The 16354-nt window shown below is 73.7% G+C and carries 13 protein-coding genes and 1 pseudogene; 4 read left to right on the forward strand and 10 right to left on the reverse strand.

Annotated features, from left to right (window positions below):
- Positions 1 to 124 precede the first annotated feature (124 nt).
- Positions 125 to 1525, forward strand: a complete 1401-nt coding sequence (locus ACIP9D_RS00875; protein WP_350876636.1) for a glycosyltransferase family 4 protein — start codon at positions 125 to 127, stop codon at positions 1523 to 1525.
- Positions 1526 to 1681: 156 nt separating this feature from the next.
- Here the strand turns inward: ACIP9D_RS00875 and ACIP9D_RS00880 are convergent, their stop codons facing one another.
- The 5 genes from ACIP9D_RS00880 to ACIP9D_RS00900 all read right to left on the reverse strand — a co-directional run bounded on the left by ACIP9D_RS00880 (position 1682) and on the right by ACIP9D_RS00900 (position 8411).
- Positions 1682 to 2863: a Cmx/CmrA family chloramphenicol efflux MFS transporter gene (locus ACIP9D_RS00880; protein ID WP_350876638.1), complete on the reverse strand. Its 1182-nt coding sequence runs from the start codon at positions 2861 to 2863 to the stop codon at positions 1682 to 1684.
- A 431-nt stretch (positions 2864 to 3294) separates the two neighbouring features.
- Positions 3295 to 4578, reverse strand: a complete 1284-nt coding sequence (locus ACIP9D_RS00885) for a citrate synthase (protein WP_350876640.1) — start codon at positions 4576 to 4578, stop codon at positions 3295 to 3297.
- 159 nt (positions 4579 to 4737) lie between these two features.
- Positions 4738 to 6825, reverse strand: a complete 2088-nt coding sequence (locus ACIP9D_RS00890) for a sulfatase-like hydrolase/transferase (RefSeq protein ID WP_400449112.1) — start codon at positions 6823 to 6825, stop codon at positions 4738 to 4740.
- On the reverse strand, positions 6818 to 8245 hold the full coding sequence (locus ACIP9D_RS00895) for a class I SAM-dependent methyltransferase (RefSeq protein WP_350876642.1): 1428 nt from the start codon (positions 8243 to 8245) through the stop codon (positions 6818 to 6820). Before ACIP9D_RS00895 ends, ACIP9D_RS00890 begins: the two co-directional genes overlap by 8 nt.
- A 16-nt stretch (positions 8246 to 8261) precedes the next feature.
- Positions 8262 to 8411 (reverse strand): hypothetical protein, encoded by a 150-nt coding sequence (locus tag ACIP9D_RS00900; protein WP_350876644.1) that lies wholly within the window; start codon positions 8409 to 8411, stop codon positions 8262 to 8264.
- Positions 8412 to 8602: 191 nt separating this feature from the next.
- Here ACIP9D_RS00900 and ACIP9D_RS00905 point away from each other — a divergent pair, with 191 nt between their 5' ends.
- Positions 8603 to 9001 (forward strand): VOC family protein, encoded by a 399-nt coding sequence (locus ACIP9D_RS00905; protein ID WP_350876646.1) that lies wholly within the window; start codon positions 8603 to 8605, stop codon positions 8999 to 9001.
- Between the two features lie 9 nt (positions 9002 to 9010).
- Here ACIP9D_RS00905 and ACIP9D_RS00910 read toward each other — a convergent pair whose 3' ends face one another.
- From ACIP9D_RS00910 to ACIP9D_RS00920, 3 genes are all read right to left on the reverse strand, one after another.
- Positions 9011 to 9697: a helix-turn-helix transcriptional regulator gene (locus ACIP9D_RS00910; RefSeq protein WP_350876648.1), complete on the reverse strand. Its 687-nt coding sequence runs from the start codon at positions 9695 to 9697 to the stop codon at positions 9011 to 9013.
- A 50-nt stretch (positions 9698 to 9747) separates the two neighbouring features.
- Complete coding sequence (locus ACIP9D_RS00915) at positions 9748 to 10584, reverse strand: alpha/beta hydrolase (RefSeq protein WP_350876650.1); 837 nt, start codon at positions 10582 to 10584, stop codon at positions 9748 to 9750.
- Positions 10585 to 10680: 96 nt separating this feature from the next.
- On the reverse strand, positions 10681 to 11028 hold the full coding sequence (locus tag ACIP9D_RS00920) for a DoxX family protein (RefSeq protein WP_350876652.1): 348 nt from the start codon (positions 11026 to 11028) through the stop codon (positions 10681 to 10683).
- Positions 11029 to 11171: 143 nt separating this feature from the next.
- Between ACIP9D_RS00920 and ACIP9D_RS00925 the strand changes: the two genes are divergently transcribed.
- Together ACIP9D_RS00925 and ACIP9D_RS00930 are read left to right on the forward strand one after the other, a co-directional pair.
- Positions 11172 to 11882 (forward strand): helix-turn-helix domain-containing protein, encoded by a 711-nt coding sequence (locus ACIP9D_RS00925; protein WP_350876654.1) that lies wholly within the window; start codon positions 11172 to 11174, stop codon positions 11880 to 11882.
- Between the two features lie 75 nt (positions 11883 to 11957).
- Positions 11958 to 12812, forward strand: a complete 855-nt coding sequence (locus tag ACIP9D_RS00930; protein ID WP_350876656.1) for an arginase family protein — start codon at positions 11958 to 11960, stop codon at positions 12810 to 12812.
- Between the two features lie 69 nt (positions 12813 to 12881).
- Here ACIP9D_RS00930 and ACIP9D_RS00935 read toward each other — a convergent pair.
- Positions 12882 to 14112 (reverse strand): annotated as a pseudogene (locus tag ACIP9D_RS00935) (glycosyltransferase).
- A 2-nt stretch (positions 14113 to 14114) separates the two neighbouring features.
- Positions 14115 to 16331 carry a glycosyltransferase family 39 protein gene (locus ACIP9D_RS00940; RefSeq protein WP_350876658.1) on the reverse strand — a complete coding sequence of 739 codons (2217 nt, stop codon included), beginning with the start codon at positions 16329 to 16331 and terminating at the stop codon, positions 14115 to 14117.
- Positions 16332 to 16354 lie beyond the last annotated feature (23 nt).

Here is a 16354-nt window from a genome sequence, read left to right on the forward strand (position 1 = left end):
TGGCCTTTCCTTGTTCAGGGGCGCGCGTCGGCGCACGTCCCTCCTCGGCCCTCGGCCCACCACCATCTCCCGCTCTGCCGCCACTGGTGTCGGCGCGTCCGACCCTGCCTGTACGGAGAAAGATGTGACGACCCTCCGGCTCGGCGACCAGCTCGCCACCGCCCCGGACCGCGCCTGCCGACCCACCCTCACCCGGGCCCAGATCCCGAACTCCGGCCCGGCCGGCGTCGCGCCGCCGAAGCGGCGCATCCTGATGCTGTCGTGGGAGTACCCGCCGGTGCTCGTCGGTGGCCTCGGCCGGCACGTGCACGCCCTCTCCGTCGCCCTGGCCGCCGCCGGCCACGAGGTCACCGTCGTCACCCGCCACGCCGAGGGCGCCCCGCTCGAGGAGTACGGCGACGGCGTTCGCATCGTCCGCGCCGCCGAGGACCCGGTCACCTTCCCGCTGGCCACCGGCAGCCTGCTGGCCTGGACCATGGCCTTCAACCACACCCTCACCCGGGCCGCCCTGCGCGCCACCGAGGCCGGCGACTACGACGTCATCCACGCCCACGACTGGCTCGTCGCGCACACCGCGATGACGTTGCGCGAGCACCTGGACATCCCGCTGGTCACCACGATCCACGCCACCGAGGCGGGCCGGCACCAGGGCTGGCTGCCCGAGGATATGAACCGCACCATCCACGGCGTCGAGCAGTGGCTCAGCACCGAGTCCGGCCGGGTGATCGTCTGCTCGGGCTACATGCGTGACGAGGTGACCGGGCTCTTCGGGGTGCCGGCCGGGCGGGTCGACGTGGTGGCCAACGGGGTCGAGCCGCACCGCTGGCGGGCGTCGCGCAGCGCGGTGGCCGCCGCCCGGGCCCGGTTCGCCGGGGACGGTCCGCTGGTCACCTTCGCCGGCCGGCTGGTCTACGAGAAGGGTGTGCAGCACCTGCTCGCCGGGGTGCCCCGGCTGCGGGAGCGGCACCCCGGCCTGCGCGTGGTGATCGCCGGTGACGGCCCGTACCGAACCGAGCTGGAGGCCGACGTGCACCGGCTCGGCCTGGCCGGCGCGGTCAGCATGCCCGGCTTCCTGGGCGGCGCCGAGCTGCCCGCGGTGATGGCGGCGTCGGACTGCTTCGCGGTGCCGAGCATCTACGAGCCGTTCGGCATGGTCGCCCTGGAAGGGGCGGCGGCCGGCGCCCCGCTCGCGGTCGCCGCGACCGGCGGGCTGGCCGAGATCGTCGAGCCGGGGGTGACCGGGATGACCTTCCGGCCGCAGGACCCGGACGGGCTGACCGAGGCGGTGCACGCGCTGCTCTCCGACCGGGACCGGGCGCGGGCGCTGGCCCGCCGGGCCCGCGCGATGGTGCACGAGCAGTACGGCTGGGCGGCGATCGCGCAGCGCACCGCGGCCAGCTACGGTGCCGCCATCGCCACCGCCCCGGCGTTCACGGCCGAGCGCGCCGCCCAGCGCATGTCGGCCGGCCGCGCTCTCCCGCCGGTCGCCGCCGGCAACCTCCTGGCCGCCGCCGGCCTGCGCTGAGGTACGCGTCGGCGGGGCAGCCCTGCCTGACCTACGCGTCGGCGGGGCAGGGCTGCCTGACCGACGCGTCGGCGGGGCAGGGCTGCCCCGCCGACGCTGTCGACCTGCTCCAGATATGAACCGCTGATCAGACCGCGCTCCCCCGTCTCGCGTGGGTCATCGGGTCGTCTTCTCGACGCGGGGTGCGATGACGCGCAGCAGCGGCAGGGCGATGAGCAGGGCGATCGCAACGAGGAGGCCGCTGACCCACACCGGCCCGAGGTCACCAGCGTCGGCACCGAGGGTCGCTGCCGCGACGACGGGGCCGCCAGCAGCACCGATGTTGAGCGCAGCGGTCGCGTACGACCCGCCCATGGTGGGGGCGTCCGCCGCCGCGTAGAGCACTCTGGCGATCAGGGTGCTGCCCAACGCGAAGGAGAGCATGCCCTGCACGAACACGAGGAGCAGAAGCGCCACCGGCCGGGCAGCGAGGGTTGCCAGCGCCACCCAGCCGAGCAACAGCAACGAGCCACCGACTGCGATCACGATGCCGGGACGATGATCGGAGAGCCGTCCCGCGAGGGTGACGCCGGCAAACGACCCGATACCGAAGAGCACCAGCACGACCGGGACCCACAGCTCGCCCAGGCCGGCGGTGCCGGTCACGATCGGCGCCAGGAAAGTGAACGTGGCGAAGGTGGCAGCGTTGACCAGGGCACCGAGCAGCATGATCAGGACCAGCCTGGGCCTAGCGAGCTGGGCGAGCTCGCCTCGCAGGGACGAGCCGGCCGCAGTGCCCTGCGGGTTCGTCCCGGCACGGGCCGGAATGCTTCGCACGACGCCGTAGGCAGCGGGCAGGCAGAGTAGTGCGATCGCCCAGAAGGTCGCCCGCCAGCCGAGCAACGCGCCGAGCAACGCGCCGCCGGGAACTCCGGCGATGGTGGCCACCGTCGTACCGGAGAGCAGCACCGCCAGCGCGCGTCCTTTCTGATCACCTGCGACGAGCGTGGACGCCGTGCTCAGTGCCACAGCCAGGAAGCCGGCGTTGGCCAGGGCGGCGATCACCCGGGTGACGAGCAGGACCGTGAAACTCGTCGTGAGGGCGCCCACAACGTGGGCCACGGCGAAAACCAGCACGAAGCCCAGCAGACCGGCCCGGGCCGGCCACCGGCGTGCGAGCGCCGCCATCAGCGGCGCGCCGGCGACCATGCCCACAGCGAACGCCGAGGTCAGAAGCCCGGCGGCCCCGACTGACACGTTGAGGCTCGTGGCGATGTCCGGCACCAGGCCGGCGAGCATGAACTCCGAGGTACCCATGGCGAAGACCGCCACGGCAAGCAGGTAGAGCGGCAGAGGCATCGAGAGCTCCGAGGTGAGAGAGAACGAAGAGACGTCTCGTCACCGCGGCCAGCCCCAAGGGTGCGCGTAATGTCCTACGCGGCGAGAGCCGCGTGGCAGCGGACTGGGAACTCAGCGGTTCCGGGGGCTGACGGCGTGACCGAAAGCCCCCACCTTGGATGCCTCAGGGCTCGACATGGCGCCAACACTACGCAACGCCACCGGTCGTCCCGCTACCCGGTTTCGTCTCGCGCGGGTCGCCAACCTCGTCCCGATGACGCGGCAGCCGCCGGCGAGCCCGACCTGCGGGCCCGGCCCGCCCGGTCCAGATATGGAGCAGTTCGACAGCGAGCAGGACGGGTTGCTGGCACCGCGGGCACGCCCGCAACCGCAGACGCGGCAGGCCGCCAGACCCGAGTGGGTCGGCGGCCTGCCGGTGGTGGAGCCGAAGGTCAGCGGTTGCCGAAGGGCACGTAGTCCCGCTCGGGCGAGCCGGCGTAGACTTGCCGCGGACGGCCGATCTTGGTCTCCGGGTCGCTGATCATCTCGCGCCACTGGGCGATCCAGCCGGGGAGCCGGCCCAGGGCGAAGAGCACCGTGAACATCTTGGTCGGGAAGCCCATGGCCTTGTAGATCAGGCCGGTGTAGAAGTCCACGTTCGGGTAGAGCCGGCGGGAGACGAAGAAGTCGTCGGCGAGCGCGATCTCCTCCAGCTCCATCGCGATGTCCAGCAGCGGGTCCGGCTTGGCCATCCGGCCGAGCACGTCCTGAGCGGCCTTCTTCACGATGGCGGCGCGCGGGTCGTAGTTCTTGTAGACCCGGTGGCCGAAGCCCATCAGCTTGACGCCGTCCTGCTTGTCCTTCACCTTCTGCACGAAGGAGCGGACGTCGCCGCCGTCGGCCTTGATCTTCTGGAGCATCTCCAGCACGGCCTGGTTGGCGCCGCCGTGCAGCGGGCCGAAGAGCGCGTTCACGCCGGCCGAGACCGAGGCGAACAGGTTGGCGTTGCTGGAGCCCACCAGCCGGACGGTCGAGGTGGAGCAGTTCTGCTCGTGGTCGGCGTGCAGGATGAAGAGCATGTCCAGCACCCGGGCCATCACCGGGTCGACCTCGTACGGCTCCGCCGGCACGCCGAAGGTCATCCGCAGCAGGTTGTCCACGTACCCCAGCGAGTTGTCCGGGTAGAGCAGCGGCTGCCCGATCGACTTCTTGTAGGCGTACGAGGCGATGGTGGGGACCTTCGCCATCAGCCGGACCGTGGAGATCTCCACGTGCTCGGAGTCGAACGGGTCCAGGCTGTCCTGGTAGAAGGTGGAGAGCGCGCTGACCGCCGAGGAGAGCACGGCCATCGGGTGGGCGTCCCGGGGGAAGCCGTCGAAGAAGCGGCGCATCTCCTCGTGCAGCAGCGAGTGCCGGCGAATCCACTCGGTGAACTCGTTCAGCTGCTGCTCAGTCGGCAGCTCACCGTAGATGAGCAGGTAGGAGACCTCCAGGAAGGAGGACTTCTCGGCCAGCTGCTCGATCGGGTACCCCCGGTAACGCAGGATCCCTGCGTCGCCGTCGATGTAGGTGATCGCGGACGAGCACGACGCGGTGTTGACGAAACCGGGGTCGTACGTCGTCAGCCCGGTTTCCTTCAGCAGCTTGCTCACCCCGATACCACCGGGGCCTTCGACCGCGGAGTGCACCGGCATCGACAGCTGCCCACCGGGGTGATCGAGCTTGACTTCCGTCATGTGGTTCCTCGCTTCGCCGGCAGATCTACGTTGAATTGCCTTCGCTTCTACCGTAATTGCGGTTCCCAGGACACCGCCCACCGTGGTTCGGCGGTGAGGTATGCGTCACCCGATTCCCGACCGGCGGGCTGGGAAACCCGACGAACGGTACCCGTCGGCTCAGGAGAGCGCGAGGTGGCGCAGGCTCCCGTCGGCGGCGACCTGGTAGACGTCGAGTTGGTTCGGCCCGGCGTGGAAGAGCCGGTCGTCGGCGAGCAGGGCGGCGAAGCGGCGGCCACCCGGATCGGGGGGCACCACCGGCACGACCGCGCCGATCCGGCCGTTGACCGCCACCGCCAGCAGCGTGCCGTCGGGTACCGAATCCGGGACGTCACCCCAGACCAGCGCCGGCAGGGCGCCGGTGTCGGGGTCGGTGGCGCGGAACGCGGCCAGGTCGGCGACCCGGGCCGACCCGCCGGCCGCCGGTCCCTGCCCCACGGCCGTGCCGACCAGCGGATGCGCGGCCGGCAGCGGCGGGGGCGTCGGCACCCCGTCCGGGATGGTCACCGGCTCCCCCGGCCGGTCGTAGAAGTGCTTCTGGCCGGGCGGCCGGGGTGCCGAGCGGGCCGAGCGCCCGTCCACCCGCCAGGGCAGCCGGATGCCGGCCTCGTCGGCCACGGTCGGCAGCAGGTCGACGTGCTCCCAGTTGCGGTCGTCGACCCGGCCGGCGCGCTGGCCGGGCTCCTTGACGAACATCGGCACCCAGGCCACCTCACCGGGGGCGGCCTTGATGGCGTCCATGCCGCGCCCCTGGAAACCCTTGCTGAAGCTCACCCCGTGATCGGCGGTGACCACCACCATCGCCTGGTCGTAGAGGCCGCTGGCGCGCAGCGTGCGCAGCGTCTCGCCGATCAGCCGGTCGGTGTAGCCGAGCTGGGCCAGGTGCCGCTGCCGGGCCAGCTCCACCCAGCCGGCGCCGTCGTTCGGCAGGTCGTCCGGTGCGTCGTAGCGGACTCCGGAGGGCAGGAATGCCCACGGCGAGTGCGGCATCAGCAGGTGCAGGAAGTGCAGCGTGGGGCGGGGAGCGGGCTTCAACCCGGCCAGGAAACTGGTGAACCGGACCGGCTGGTTGTCGTCCAGGCTGTCCCAGCGGAACTTCGGGTCGGCCGGCACCGGCTCGGCGGCGTCCAGGCCGGCCTCCGTGCGGGTCTGCTCCCGGTAGGAGTCCTCCGGGTCGATCCGGCTCTCCTGCGGCGCGGTGACCTGACCCAGCAGCCGACCGGTCTCCCGGACCAGCACGCCGAGCCCCTGCTCCGGGGCGACCGGCTGCTCGCACCGGCTGGGCGGGCAGAGCCGGGTGATGCTCTCCTCGGCGCGGATGTCGTACAGGCCGCCGAAGGCGGTGAAGAGGTTGTCCGGGTACTGCGAGTAGTGCGGCGCGACGCCCCGCGCCGGATATTTGCCGGTGAGCATCGCGGGCAGCGCGTAGGGCGTCCAGCCGCTGACCCCGGTGGCGTTGCGGTACCAGGTCGAACCGCCGGCCAGCTCGGCGAAGTGCGGGAACCGGGCGGCGTCGACGCGGCCGTCCGGGCCGAGCAGCGACACCAGTGGCAGTTCGTCGAGGACCAGCATGACCACCGGCGGGTGCACGGCGGTCGCGGCGGTGCCGGCGGCACCGTCCGCGGCGCGTGGCAGGACCAGCACGGAGCTGGGCGAGACGGCCAGGAAGAGCCCGACGAAGACCAGCGGGCCGACGGCGGCCAACCGCAGCACCCGCCCGGGCGCCCGCCACCGCCGGTGGGCGGCCGCGCCGAGCGCGCCGAGCGCCACCGCGGCCAACAGCAGCGGTACGCCCCGCAGCGGCGTACCGTGCCGGCCGACCTGCACGGCCAGCGCGGCGAGCAGGGCCCCCACCAGCACGGTGTGCGTCACCGAGCGGGCGGCCCGGCCGGCCAGCCGGCTCAGCGCGCCGAGCAGCACCGGTGGCACGGTGGGCACCACCGCGACCAGGGCCACCAGGAGCAGGATGTCCCCCCGGTGGGCGCGGTGGAAGAGGAAGAAGTCGGGGCTGCGACCGAGCACGTCCAGCAGCGGCTGGGTGACCACCAGCCCGACCAGCGCCACGATCTCCAGCAGCCGGCCCAGCTCGGCCCGCGCGCCGAGCAGCAGGCGCCGGCGTCGCTCCCCCGCCGACGCGCTGCCGGTCGGCGGCGCGGCACCGTCGGCCGGGCTCGGCGGTGGGCCGCCGGCGGGTGCCGGCTCAGCCACCCACCACCGCCGTGTACAGGGTCCGGGTGCCCGTCGGCAGCTCCGCACGCCGGGCGATCCGGCAGCGCGCCGCCAGCAGCCGCTCGAACTCTTCGCGGCGGTAGTCCGGGAAGAGGCCCTCGGGCTTGTTCGCCAGCAGCCGCCGGGCCATCGGGTCGTCCGGGTGGACGAACTCCACCACGATCCGCGCGCCGGGCGTGCCGAGGCCGGCGAGCCAGTCGACCACCTCGGGCAGCGGCACGTTGCGGCCGATCGCCAGGTGGTGCACCACGGCCAGGGCGAGCACCACGTCGGCGGCGGCGGCCCGGTCGGCGAAGGAGGCCCGCTCGACGCCGCGCCAGCCGCCGCCGGGCGACGGGTCGGCGAGGTCCATCACCAACGGCAGGACGCGGTGCTGCCGTTCCTCGCGCAGCGCCCGGTAGAGCGCGTCGGCGACGGCCGGGTCCTGCTCGACGGCGACCACCTGATCGGCGTGCCCGGCGGCGAGGCGGGCGTAGCGGCCGTCGTTGGCGCCGAGGTCGAGCACCAGCCGGGGCCGGGGGCCGTCGGCCAGCGCCGCGGTGACGAAGCGTTCCTTGGCCACCCGGTCCTGCGACGAGTATCCGCAGGTGCGCTGGTAGTCGGCCCAGTGGCTGGTCGCGGGGCGCCGGTCGAGCCGACGGACCAGCTTCTCGATGCCGCGTACGGTGGCCAGCGCCAGCTCGCGGGAGTAGCCGGCGGCGCGCAACTGGGCGCGGACGTCGGTGGTGCTCGCGGCGGCGTTGCGGCTCTGCATCGCCCCGTGCAGGTGCAGGTGGGTCGGTACGCCGGGCAGCAGCCGCCGGGCGCCGCGGAACAGCGGCCGGAGCTGGTCGGCCTCGATGCCGTCCACCCGGGCCCGCAGCCACGGCTGGAAGTCCACCCCGAGGTGCGCGGTGAGCAGCAGCGGGTAGAGCAGCGTCTGGCAGAACTGGCGGTAGCCGGCCCAGGGTTCCCCGTCGCGTAGCGGCTCGAAGGAGCCGACGTCGATGAAGACCGGTTCGCTGCCGCGCCACTGGAGGTTGTAGGCCGAGCCGTCCTTGGTGGTGAACCCGGCGGGCAGCGCCGCCCGGAGGATCTCCAGGTGCAGCAGCGCGGCGTCGCGCAGCATGCTGAACGACCACTCGTACGGGTGGGAGATGAACGGGATCCGCTCGTGACGCAGCACGGCGGCCCACGGGATGTCGGCGGGCACCAGGGTCGGCTCCAGCGCCTCGGTGCCGCAGACCTTGCCGGCGGCGAGCAGCGCGGTGAAGAAGTCGGCGCCGGCCAGCGCGCGCCAGTCCTCGGCCGCCCGCGCGTCGAGGCCGCGCAGCACGTCGTCGCCGATGTGGAAGACCCGGTTGGCCGGGTCGCGGAAGGAGCCGGGTTCGGGCCGCAGGCCCGCGGGGGAGATCGCCATCGCCGGTGCCGGCCGGTCAACGGTGGTCGGTGGGCTGCCGGCGGAACCGGTCGACCAGTCGCCGCCAGTAGAGCTTGGCGGCCACCGCGACGCCGGCGACCCCGCCGACCACCGCCTGCACGATCAGGCTGCCGGACCCCGCGTCCAGGTAGGCCAGATGGATCACCGACCGCTCCTTCCCCTCGCCGTCATGTCACCGGCGTCCCGAGCGGTAGAGCCTGAGGCTTTTGACCCGGAAAGCCGGACTTGTCTGCCACCGTACGCCGATCATCGTCGCCGTGAAGGGCACACCGGACACTCGTCCCCCGTCCGTTTCGTTCAAGACACCCGGCGGTGCGATCCCTACCGTGGGACGGCATGACGCTCCGATTCGACTTCATCGGCCTGGCCACCACCAACATGGCCCGCACCCTCGATTTCTACCGTCGGCTCGGGCTGGACATCCCGCCCGGCGCCGAGTCCGAACCGCACGTGGAGGCGACCCTCACCGACGGCGTCCGGATCGCCTGGGACGACGTGACGATGATCCGTTCCTTCCATCCGGACTGGACGCCGCCGACCGGCAGCCCTCGGATGAACCTCGCCTTCCGCTGCGCCGACCCGGCCGAGGTCGACCGCCGGTACGCGGAGCTGACCGAGGCCGGCTTCCACGGCGAGCTGAAGCCCTGGGACGCCTTCTGGGGGCAGCGCTACGCGGTGCTGCACGACCCCGAGGGCAACGGCATCGACCTTTACGCCCCGCTCGCCGAGGGGTGAGTGCCCCGTTCAGCCCGCCAGCAGGGCGGTCGGCGGGACGCCGGCCAGGTCCCGCACGTCGCGGGTGAGGTGCGCCTGGTCGGCGTAGCCGCAGGCGGCGGCCACCTCGGCCAGCGGCACGCCGGTGCGGGCCAGGTCCAGCGCCCGGCGCATCCGCAGGATCCGGGTGAGCGTCTTCGGGCCGTACCCGAAGAGGCGCCGGCTGCGGCGGTGCAGGGCGCGCGGGTCCAGGTCGACCTCGGCGGCGATGGCGGCGACCGGCACGCCGGCGGCCGCGGCGAGGGCGACCCGCGCCCCGAGCCGGTCCGGCCCGCCGGCCGCCCGCAGCCGGGCAGCGGCGAGCGCCGGCAGCGCGGCCGCCGGGTCGGCGGCGACCCGCTCGGCCAGGTCGGCCACCGCCGGGTCGCCCCAGAGCGCGGCGAGCGGCACCCGGGCGTCCCGCAGCTCGTCGGCGGGCACACCGAACACGGCGGGGCCGACGCCCGGCGGCAGCCGCAGCCCCACCCACCGCTCCCCCGGCGCGCTGACGCTCACGAACGCGGTCCGGTCCGGGCCGGCCACCAGCAGCCCGGCCCGGCTGGACCAGATCAGGTCCACGCAGCCGTCCGGCAGCACCCGGCTGACCCGTTCGCCGCCCGGGTTGGCGCTGGTCCACAGCACGGCGCCGGCGACGCCGGCCGGGCGCTCCCGGTACATACGTCCGAGCCTGCCACGGGGGTACGACGCCGACCAGCGGTGCCACCCCATCACCGGTGGATTCTCGACGGCCGAGCAACAGCCCCGGTCGTGCTCTCCGCCGCGCCCAACTGGTTGACGATCTCAGCCAGCACCGCGTCCGTCTCCGCACCAGGTACGAGCAGCATGAAGGCGTGCGTCATGGCCGGGTACTCGTGCAACACGACCTCGGTTCCCGCGGCCGGTGCGGCGAGGTCGGTCAGCCGGCGTGCGTCCGGGTTGAGAATGTCGTTCGTGCCGGTGAATATCGTGAGCCGGCCGAGGTTCTCCAGCGGCCCGTTGAGCGGACTCAACCACGGCGTGGACAGCTCGTCGTCGCCGGCCCACATCCGCGCCAGACGCTTCAGGTCCGCAGTCGACGACATCGGGTCGTACGGCTCGATGGCCCCGATGTCGGGATTGGTCATCGTCGCGTCGAGCCAGGGTGACATCAGGATGAGATCCGACGGCCGCGCGTGTCCCTCCGGCAGCGACTGGACGAGCGCCAGTCCCATGGTGCCGCCGGCGGAGTCGCCCATCACGGCGAACCGGTCCATGCCCGTGCGGCTGGTGACGTGGTCATAGAGCCGCCGCAGGGTCGGGAAGACGTCGCGGTGGGTCTGCTCGGGCGCGACAGGGAAGTCGGGCACGGTCAACGCCCGGCCGGTGAGCGCGGACACGCGCGCGATGAAGTCCCAGTGGGCCGGTTGCAGCGGCCTGACATAACCGCCGCCGTGCACGTAGAGGATGTGGCCCGTCGCCCCGCCCGTGCGGGGCGTCACCTCGTAGATCGGCCACCCCTCGAACGTGCTCTTGGCGAGGTTGACCCGTCGCAGCAGCGATGCGGTGGGCTCGCGGTGACTGGACATCAGGTGTTCCTTCGGTATCGGTGGTGGCGTGGTGACGCCGCGGACGAGGCCGCCGTGTACGGGCAGACGTGGCACGCCTACCCGTACAGCCGCCGGTCAAGCAGCGGATGCCAGCCGGAGGGCGACAGCGGCGAGCGAGACGAGCATGAGGATGGCGGGCGGGAGGATCATGCGGTCACCGACGCGAAGGTGCGCGCCGACCGCTCCGAGGAAGTAGAGGACGAGGCCGACGCCGGCCGCGATCCCGATCGGCCACCACAGCAGGCCGACGAGGAGGCCCAGGGCGCCGGCGAGTTCGAGGACCGCGAGGATCGGCGCGATCTTCAGCGCTCCGACCCGTTCCAGCGTCGCGATCTGCGCGGGGGAACGGTGCAGTTTTCCGACGGCCGACACCGCCAGGAGGGCGGCGAAGGCGATGCTGACGACGACGGTGGTGATGAACACGGTGGCTCCTAGATCAAGAGGTGGAATGAGGACGAAGGATCGCCGGGTCGGCCTCCGAGCCTTCCTCTCCTTAAGTCGAGACCAATCTCCGGTACACCGTATAACGGAGATATGTCTCCGGTATTCCCGGTAGGATGGCGGGCATGACGGAGGGGACGAGCGCTCGTGACGAGGTACGGCGGTCGCCGCGGGCCGAGCGCAAAGACAGCATCCGGAACCGCGAGCGGATCATCGAGGCGGCGCGGGAGCTGTTCACCGGCGAGGGCCTGGACGCCCCGATGGACAGGATCGCCACGGTGGCCGGGGTCGCTCCCGGCACGCTGTACCGGCACTTCCCCTCACGGCTCCAGCTGTGGGAGGCCACGCTCGAACCGCCGCTACGCGCGCAACTCGAGCTGGTCGAGCGGGCGGCGGCGAACCCGGACCGGTGGGCAGGGGTCGTCGAGTTCGTCATGGAGACCTGCGCCCTGGAGGCGGAGCGTGGCGGCTACCTCGATCTGATGACCACCCGGTTCGACGGCGCGCCGGGGCTGGTGAAGCTCCGCGGGCAGATCCAGCGACGCATTGAGGAGCTCTTCGACCGGGCTCGCGACGAGGGCGCCGTCCGTCCTGACTTCACCGTCGAGGACCTGATCTTCATCACGCTGTCGAACAGCAGGGTCGCCAAGGTCACCCGAACGGTGGCGCCGGGCGCGTGGCGGCGGAACGCGGAGCTGTTCCTCGACGCCATCCGGCCGGAACGTGCCCATCCGTTGACCCAACCGCCGATGAAGCCGAGCCAGGTGGCCCGCAGCATGATGCGACCGGCGCTGGGCCGGTCCAGGTCGACGGCGCGCATCGGGACGACGGACTAGCCGGCGCCCACCGCCCGCCGATTTGGGACCCGCGATCGGCGGCGCCGCCGGTGCGGGCGCCGATACCCTGCGGAGATGCGCTGGGTGGTGGTGGACGCGCCGCTGGACTCATCCGGGGCCGGCCGGGGTGAGCTGCGGGCGCCGGCGGCGCTGCGCCGGGCCGGCCTGCTGGCCGCGCTCGACGCCGAGGACGGGGGCGGGGTCGACGCCCGGGTCGACGACCCGACCCGGGACCCGGCCAGCGGCCTGATCGGCGCCGCCGCGGTACGCCGGGCCGGCGCGGCGATCGCCGACCGGGTCGGCGAGCTGCTCGCCGCGCGCCGGCGGCCGCTGGTGCTGGGCGGGGACTGCGCGATCCTGCCGGGCATCTGCCTCGCCCTGCCGGCCGGGACGGAGTTGTGGTTCGTCGACGGCCACCCGGACTTCTTCGACGGCGCGACCTCCGAGACCGGCGAGGGCGCCGACATGGACCTCAGCGTGGTCACCGGGCACGGCCCGACCGCCGCGGTGGGCGTCGACGGCACGCTGGTCGACCCCGCCCGGGTCCACCTGCTCGGGCACCGCCCGCCCACCGAGGAGGCCAGCCGGGTCGAGGCGGCCCGGATCGACCCACGGATCCACCAGCTGCCCGCCGCCGAGCTGCTCCGGCGCGGTCCGGGCGCGGTCGGCGCGGAGCTGGCTGACGGCGACGACGGCCCGGCCTGGCTGCACCTCGACCTGGACGCGGTCGACCCACGCGACCTGCCGGCGGTCACCTACCCGGAGCCGGACGGGCTGCGCTGGCCCGACCTGGTCGCACTCGTCACGCCGCTGGCCCGCGCCGGCCGGCTGCTCGGCATGAGCGTGACGGACCTGAACGCCGACGAGGACCCCGACGGACGCCACGCGCGGCGCGTCGTCGAGGTCCTCGCCGAGGTGCTGGCCCCCTGACCCGGTGGCCTCAGTCTCGCCGGTGGCGAGGGGGCCTCGGCTCCGGCGGTGGCTCATGCCGAGGCGGCCTCAGCTGCGGCGGTGGTGCATGCCGAGGCGGAGCAGGACGAACCGCAGCACCGTCGCGGCCAGGTTCGCCACCACCAGCACGGCCAGCTCCAGCGGACGGCCCGGCGCGGCGGTGACCGCGTGCAGCCCGGCCAGCGCGCCGCTGGTCAGGCCCAGCCCGAGGGCGAAGGCGAGCAGCCCCTGGAGGTGGTGCCGCCCGGCGTCGCGACGGCCGCTGACGCCGAAGGTCAGCCGCCGGTTGGCCGCGGTGTTGGCGACCGCGGTGAGCAGCAACGCCAGCAGGTTCGCCGGCTGGGCGCCGAGGGCGCCCCGGGTGGCCACGAAGAGCAGCAGGTACGCCAGGGTGCTGGCCACCCCGACGGCGGCGAAGCGGACCAGCTGCCGGGGCAGCCCGACCGGCACCCGCGCAGGCGGTGCGGTCAGCGGCGCCCGGCCCAGCTGCGCACGCAGCTCGACCAGGGGCAGTGCGCCGGTCAGCAGCGCCCGACCCAGTCGCCCGATGCCCCGCAGGTCGGCGTAGGCGGTGGCGACGATGTCCACCCGGCTGTCCGGGTCGTCCACCCAGTCCACCGGCACCTCGTGGATCCGCAGCCCGGCCCGCTGGGCGAGCACCAGCAGCTCGGTGTCGAAGAACCAGCCGGTGTCCTGCACCAGCGGCAGCAGGCCGCGCGCCACGTCGGCGCGGATCGCCTTGAAGCCGCACTGCGCGTCGGAGAACCGAACCGCCAGGGTGCCGCGCAGCAGCAGGTTGTACGCCCGGGAGATCACCTCCCGCTTGGCGCCCCGGACCACCCGGGAGGTCCGCGCCAGCCGGGTGCCGATCGCCAGGTCGGAGTGGCCGGAGATGAAGCGGGGCGACCAGCGGCAGCAGAGCGGCCAGGTCGGTGGAGAGGTCCACGTCCATGTACGCGAGCACCGGCGCGGTCGACGCCGACCAGGCGGCCCGCAGCGCCCGCCCGCGCCCCTTGGCGTCCAGGTGCAGGACCCGGACCGAGGGCAGCTCGGCGGCGAGCGCCTCGGCCGTCGCCAGGGTGTCGTCGGTGCTGGCGTTGTCGGCGATGGTGATCTGGAACGGGTACGGGACGTGCGCGCTCAGGTGGGCGTGCAGTCGCCGTACGCACGGGGCGAGGTCGGTCTGCTCGTTGTGGACCGGGATCACCACGTCCAGCACCGCGGCCGGTGTGCGCTGCCGGGTCTGCGGGCTGGTCCACGCTTCGGTGGAGTTGGTCATGCTCATCCCTCCGCCCCGCCGCTCAGGTCGTAGACCGTGACCCCATCGACGGTCTGCGCCGGGAAGCTCGCGGCGACCCAGGAGGCGATCTCGCCCGACGCGGAGCTGCCGCCGTTGGCCCGGAACCCGCCGCCGCCGACGAAGTAGTGGATCTCGCCGTCGGCCACGTACCGCTGGAACTGGGCCAGCGTCGGCGACGGGTCGCTGCCGTTGAACCCGCCGATCGGCAGCACCGGATCGCCGGTGGCGAGCTGGTAGCCGGAGGCGTTGTTCGACCCGACCGTGGCGGCGACCCAGGTGTACCGGTCGCTGTCGCGTTCCAGCAGCGCGCGCAGCGCCGCGCTGGGCTCCCGGGCGTCCAGCAGCCCGCCCATGCCCCCACCCCGGGTCGCCGGTCCCCCGCCGGGGAACTGGCCGGCGTTCTGCCCGCCACCGGGGAGCTGGCCGGCGTTCTGCCCGCCGCCCGGACGCTGACCGCCCGGTCCGCCGGTGCCGTCACCGGCGGGCTGGCCCGGCCCGCCCGGGAAGCCGGGTCCGCCGTCCTGACCGCCGTTCTGGCGGCCGCCGTTCTGCCCGGCGGGCACGCCGGCGCCGTTCTGCCCGGCGGGGAAGGCTGCGCCGCCCGGGCGCTCCAGGCCGCCCGGCGGCCGGCCGCCGGGGAAGCCGCCGCCACGACCGCCCGCCACGAACGGGCCGGCGGAGGGGATCGAGCCGGTGTGTGGCATGGCCGCGGTCTGCACCGAGTACGCCACCGGCCCGGCGAGCGCCACGGCGGCGGCGACCGCGAGCAGCACCGGCGCGGCCCGGCGGGGCAGCCGGTCGACCAGGAGCAGCAGCGCCGCCACGGCCAGGCCGGCGACCAGCACGGCGGTCCGCAGCCACGGATGCCACTGTGGGCTGCGACCGAGCAGCACCCAGGACCACCAGGCGGTCACCGCCAGCGTGCCGGCCAGCGTCGCGGTGGCCGCCGGGGCCCGCCACCGGTCACCGCCGCGCGCCGAGCGCCGTCGCCAGAGCAGGGTGACCCCGATGCCGACCAGCGCGCCGACCGCCGGGGCGAGCGCCACCGTGTAGTACGCGTGGAAGATGCCGGACATGAAGCTGAAGATCAGGCCGGTCACGACCAGCCAGCCGCCCCAGAGCACCAGACCCGCCCGGCTCCGGTCGGTACGCGGGGCCCGGCCGGCCAACACCAGGCCGGCGACGAGCAGGATCAGCGCGGCCGGCAGCAGCCAGGAGATCTGACCGCCGACCTCGGCGCCGAACATCCGCAGCCAGCCGGTCTGCCCCTCGAACGGTCCGCCGCCGCCCGCCCGGCCGCCGCCCCCGCCGACGCTGCCGACCTCGTCGCCGGTGATCCGGCCGAGGCCGTTGTAGCCGAGGGTCAGCTCCAGGATGCTGTTGGTCTGCGAGCCGCCGATGTACGGCCGGGCGCTCGCCGGCACCAGCTCGACGACCGCCACCCACCAGCCGGCGGCCACCACCAGGGCGAGCCCGGCCAGCAGCAGATCGCGGATCCGCCGCCAAAGACCGGTCGGCGCGGCCAGCAGGTAACCACCGGCGAAGACCGGCACCAGCAGGAACGCCTGCAGCATCTTGGTGAGGAAGCCCAGACCGACCAGCGCGCCGGCGAGCATGATCCAGCGGGTGCTGGCCGCCTCCACCGCCCGGACGGTGGCGTACGCGCCGGCCACCAGAAGCAGCACCAGCAGCGCGTCCGGGTTGTTGAAGCGGAACATCAGGGTGGCCACCGGGGTGACCGCGAGCACCGCGCCGGCGAGCAGCCCGGCGGCCGGGCCGTACCAGCGCTTCACCGCCGCGTAGAGCACGCCGACCGAGGCGACCCCGCAGAGCGCCTGCGGGACGAGCATGGCCCAGCTGTTCAACCCGAAGACGCGTACCGAGAGGGCCATCAGCCAGAGCGAGGCCGGGGTCTTGTCGACGGTGATCGAGTTCGCCGCGTCCGACGAGCCGTAGAAGAACGCCTTCCAGCTCACCGAGCCGGCCTGCACCGCCGCGGCGTAGAAGGAGTTGGCCCAGCCGGAGGCGCTCAGGCTCCACAGGTAGAGCACTCCGGTGGCGAGCAGCAGCACCGCCAGGGCCGGCCGGCTCCAGGTCCGGCTCGGCCGCGCCGCTGCGGGCGGCGGTGCGTCGTCCGGGCTGGTGGTCTGCGGTGGCGCACCGGCGGGCACGGTCAGCAGGGTCTCTGTTCGGTCCATGCCGGCAAGCCTCGGCGGCCGGC

The organism is Micromonospora sp. NPDC093243 (genome assembly GCF_044753725.1).
In the GTDB taxonomy this organism is placed as follows: domain Bacteria; phylum Actinomycetota; class Actinomycetes; order Mycobacteriales; family Micromonosporaceae; genus Micromonospora.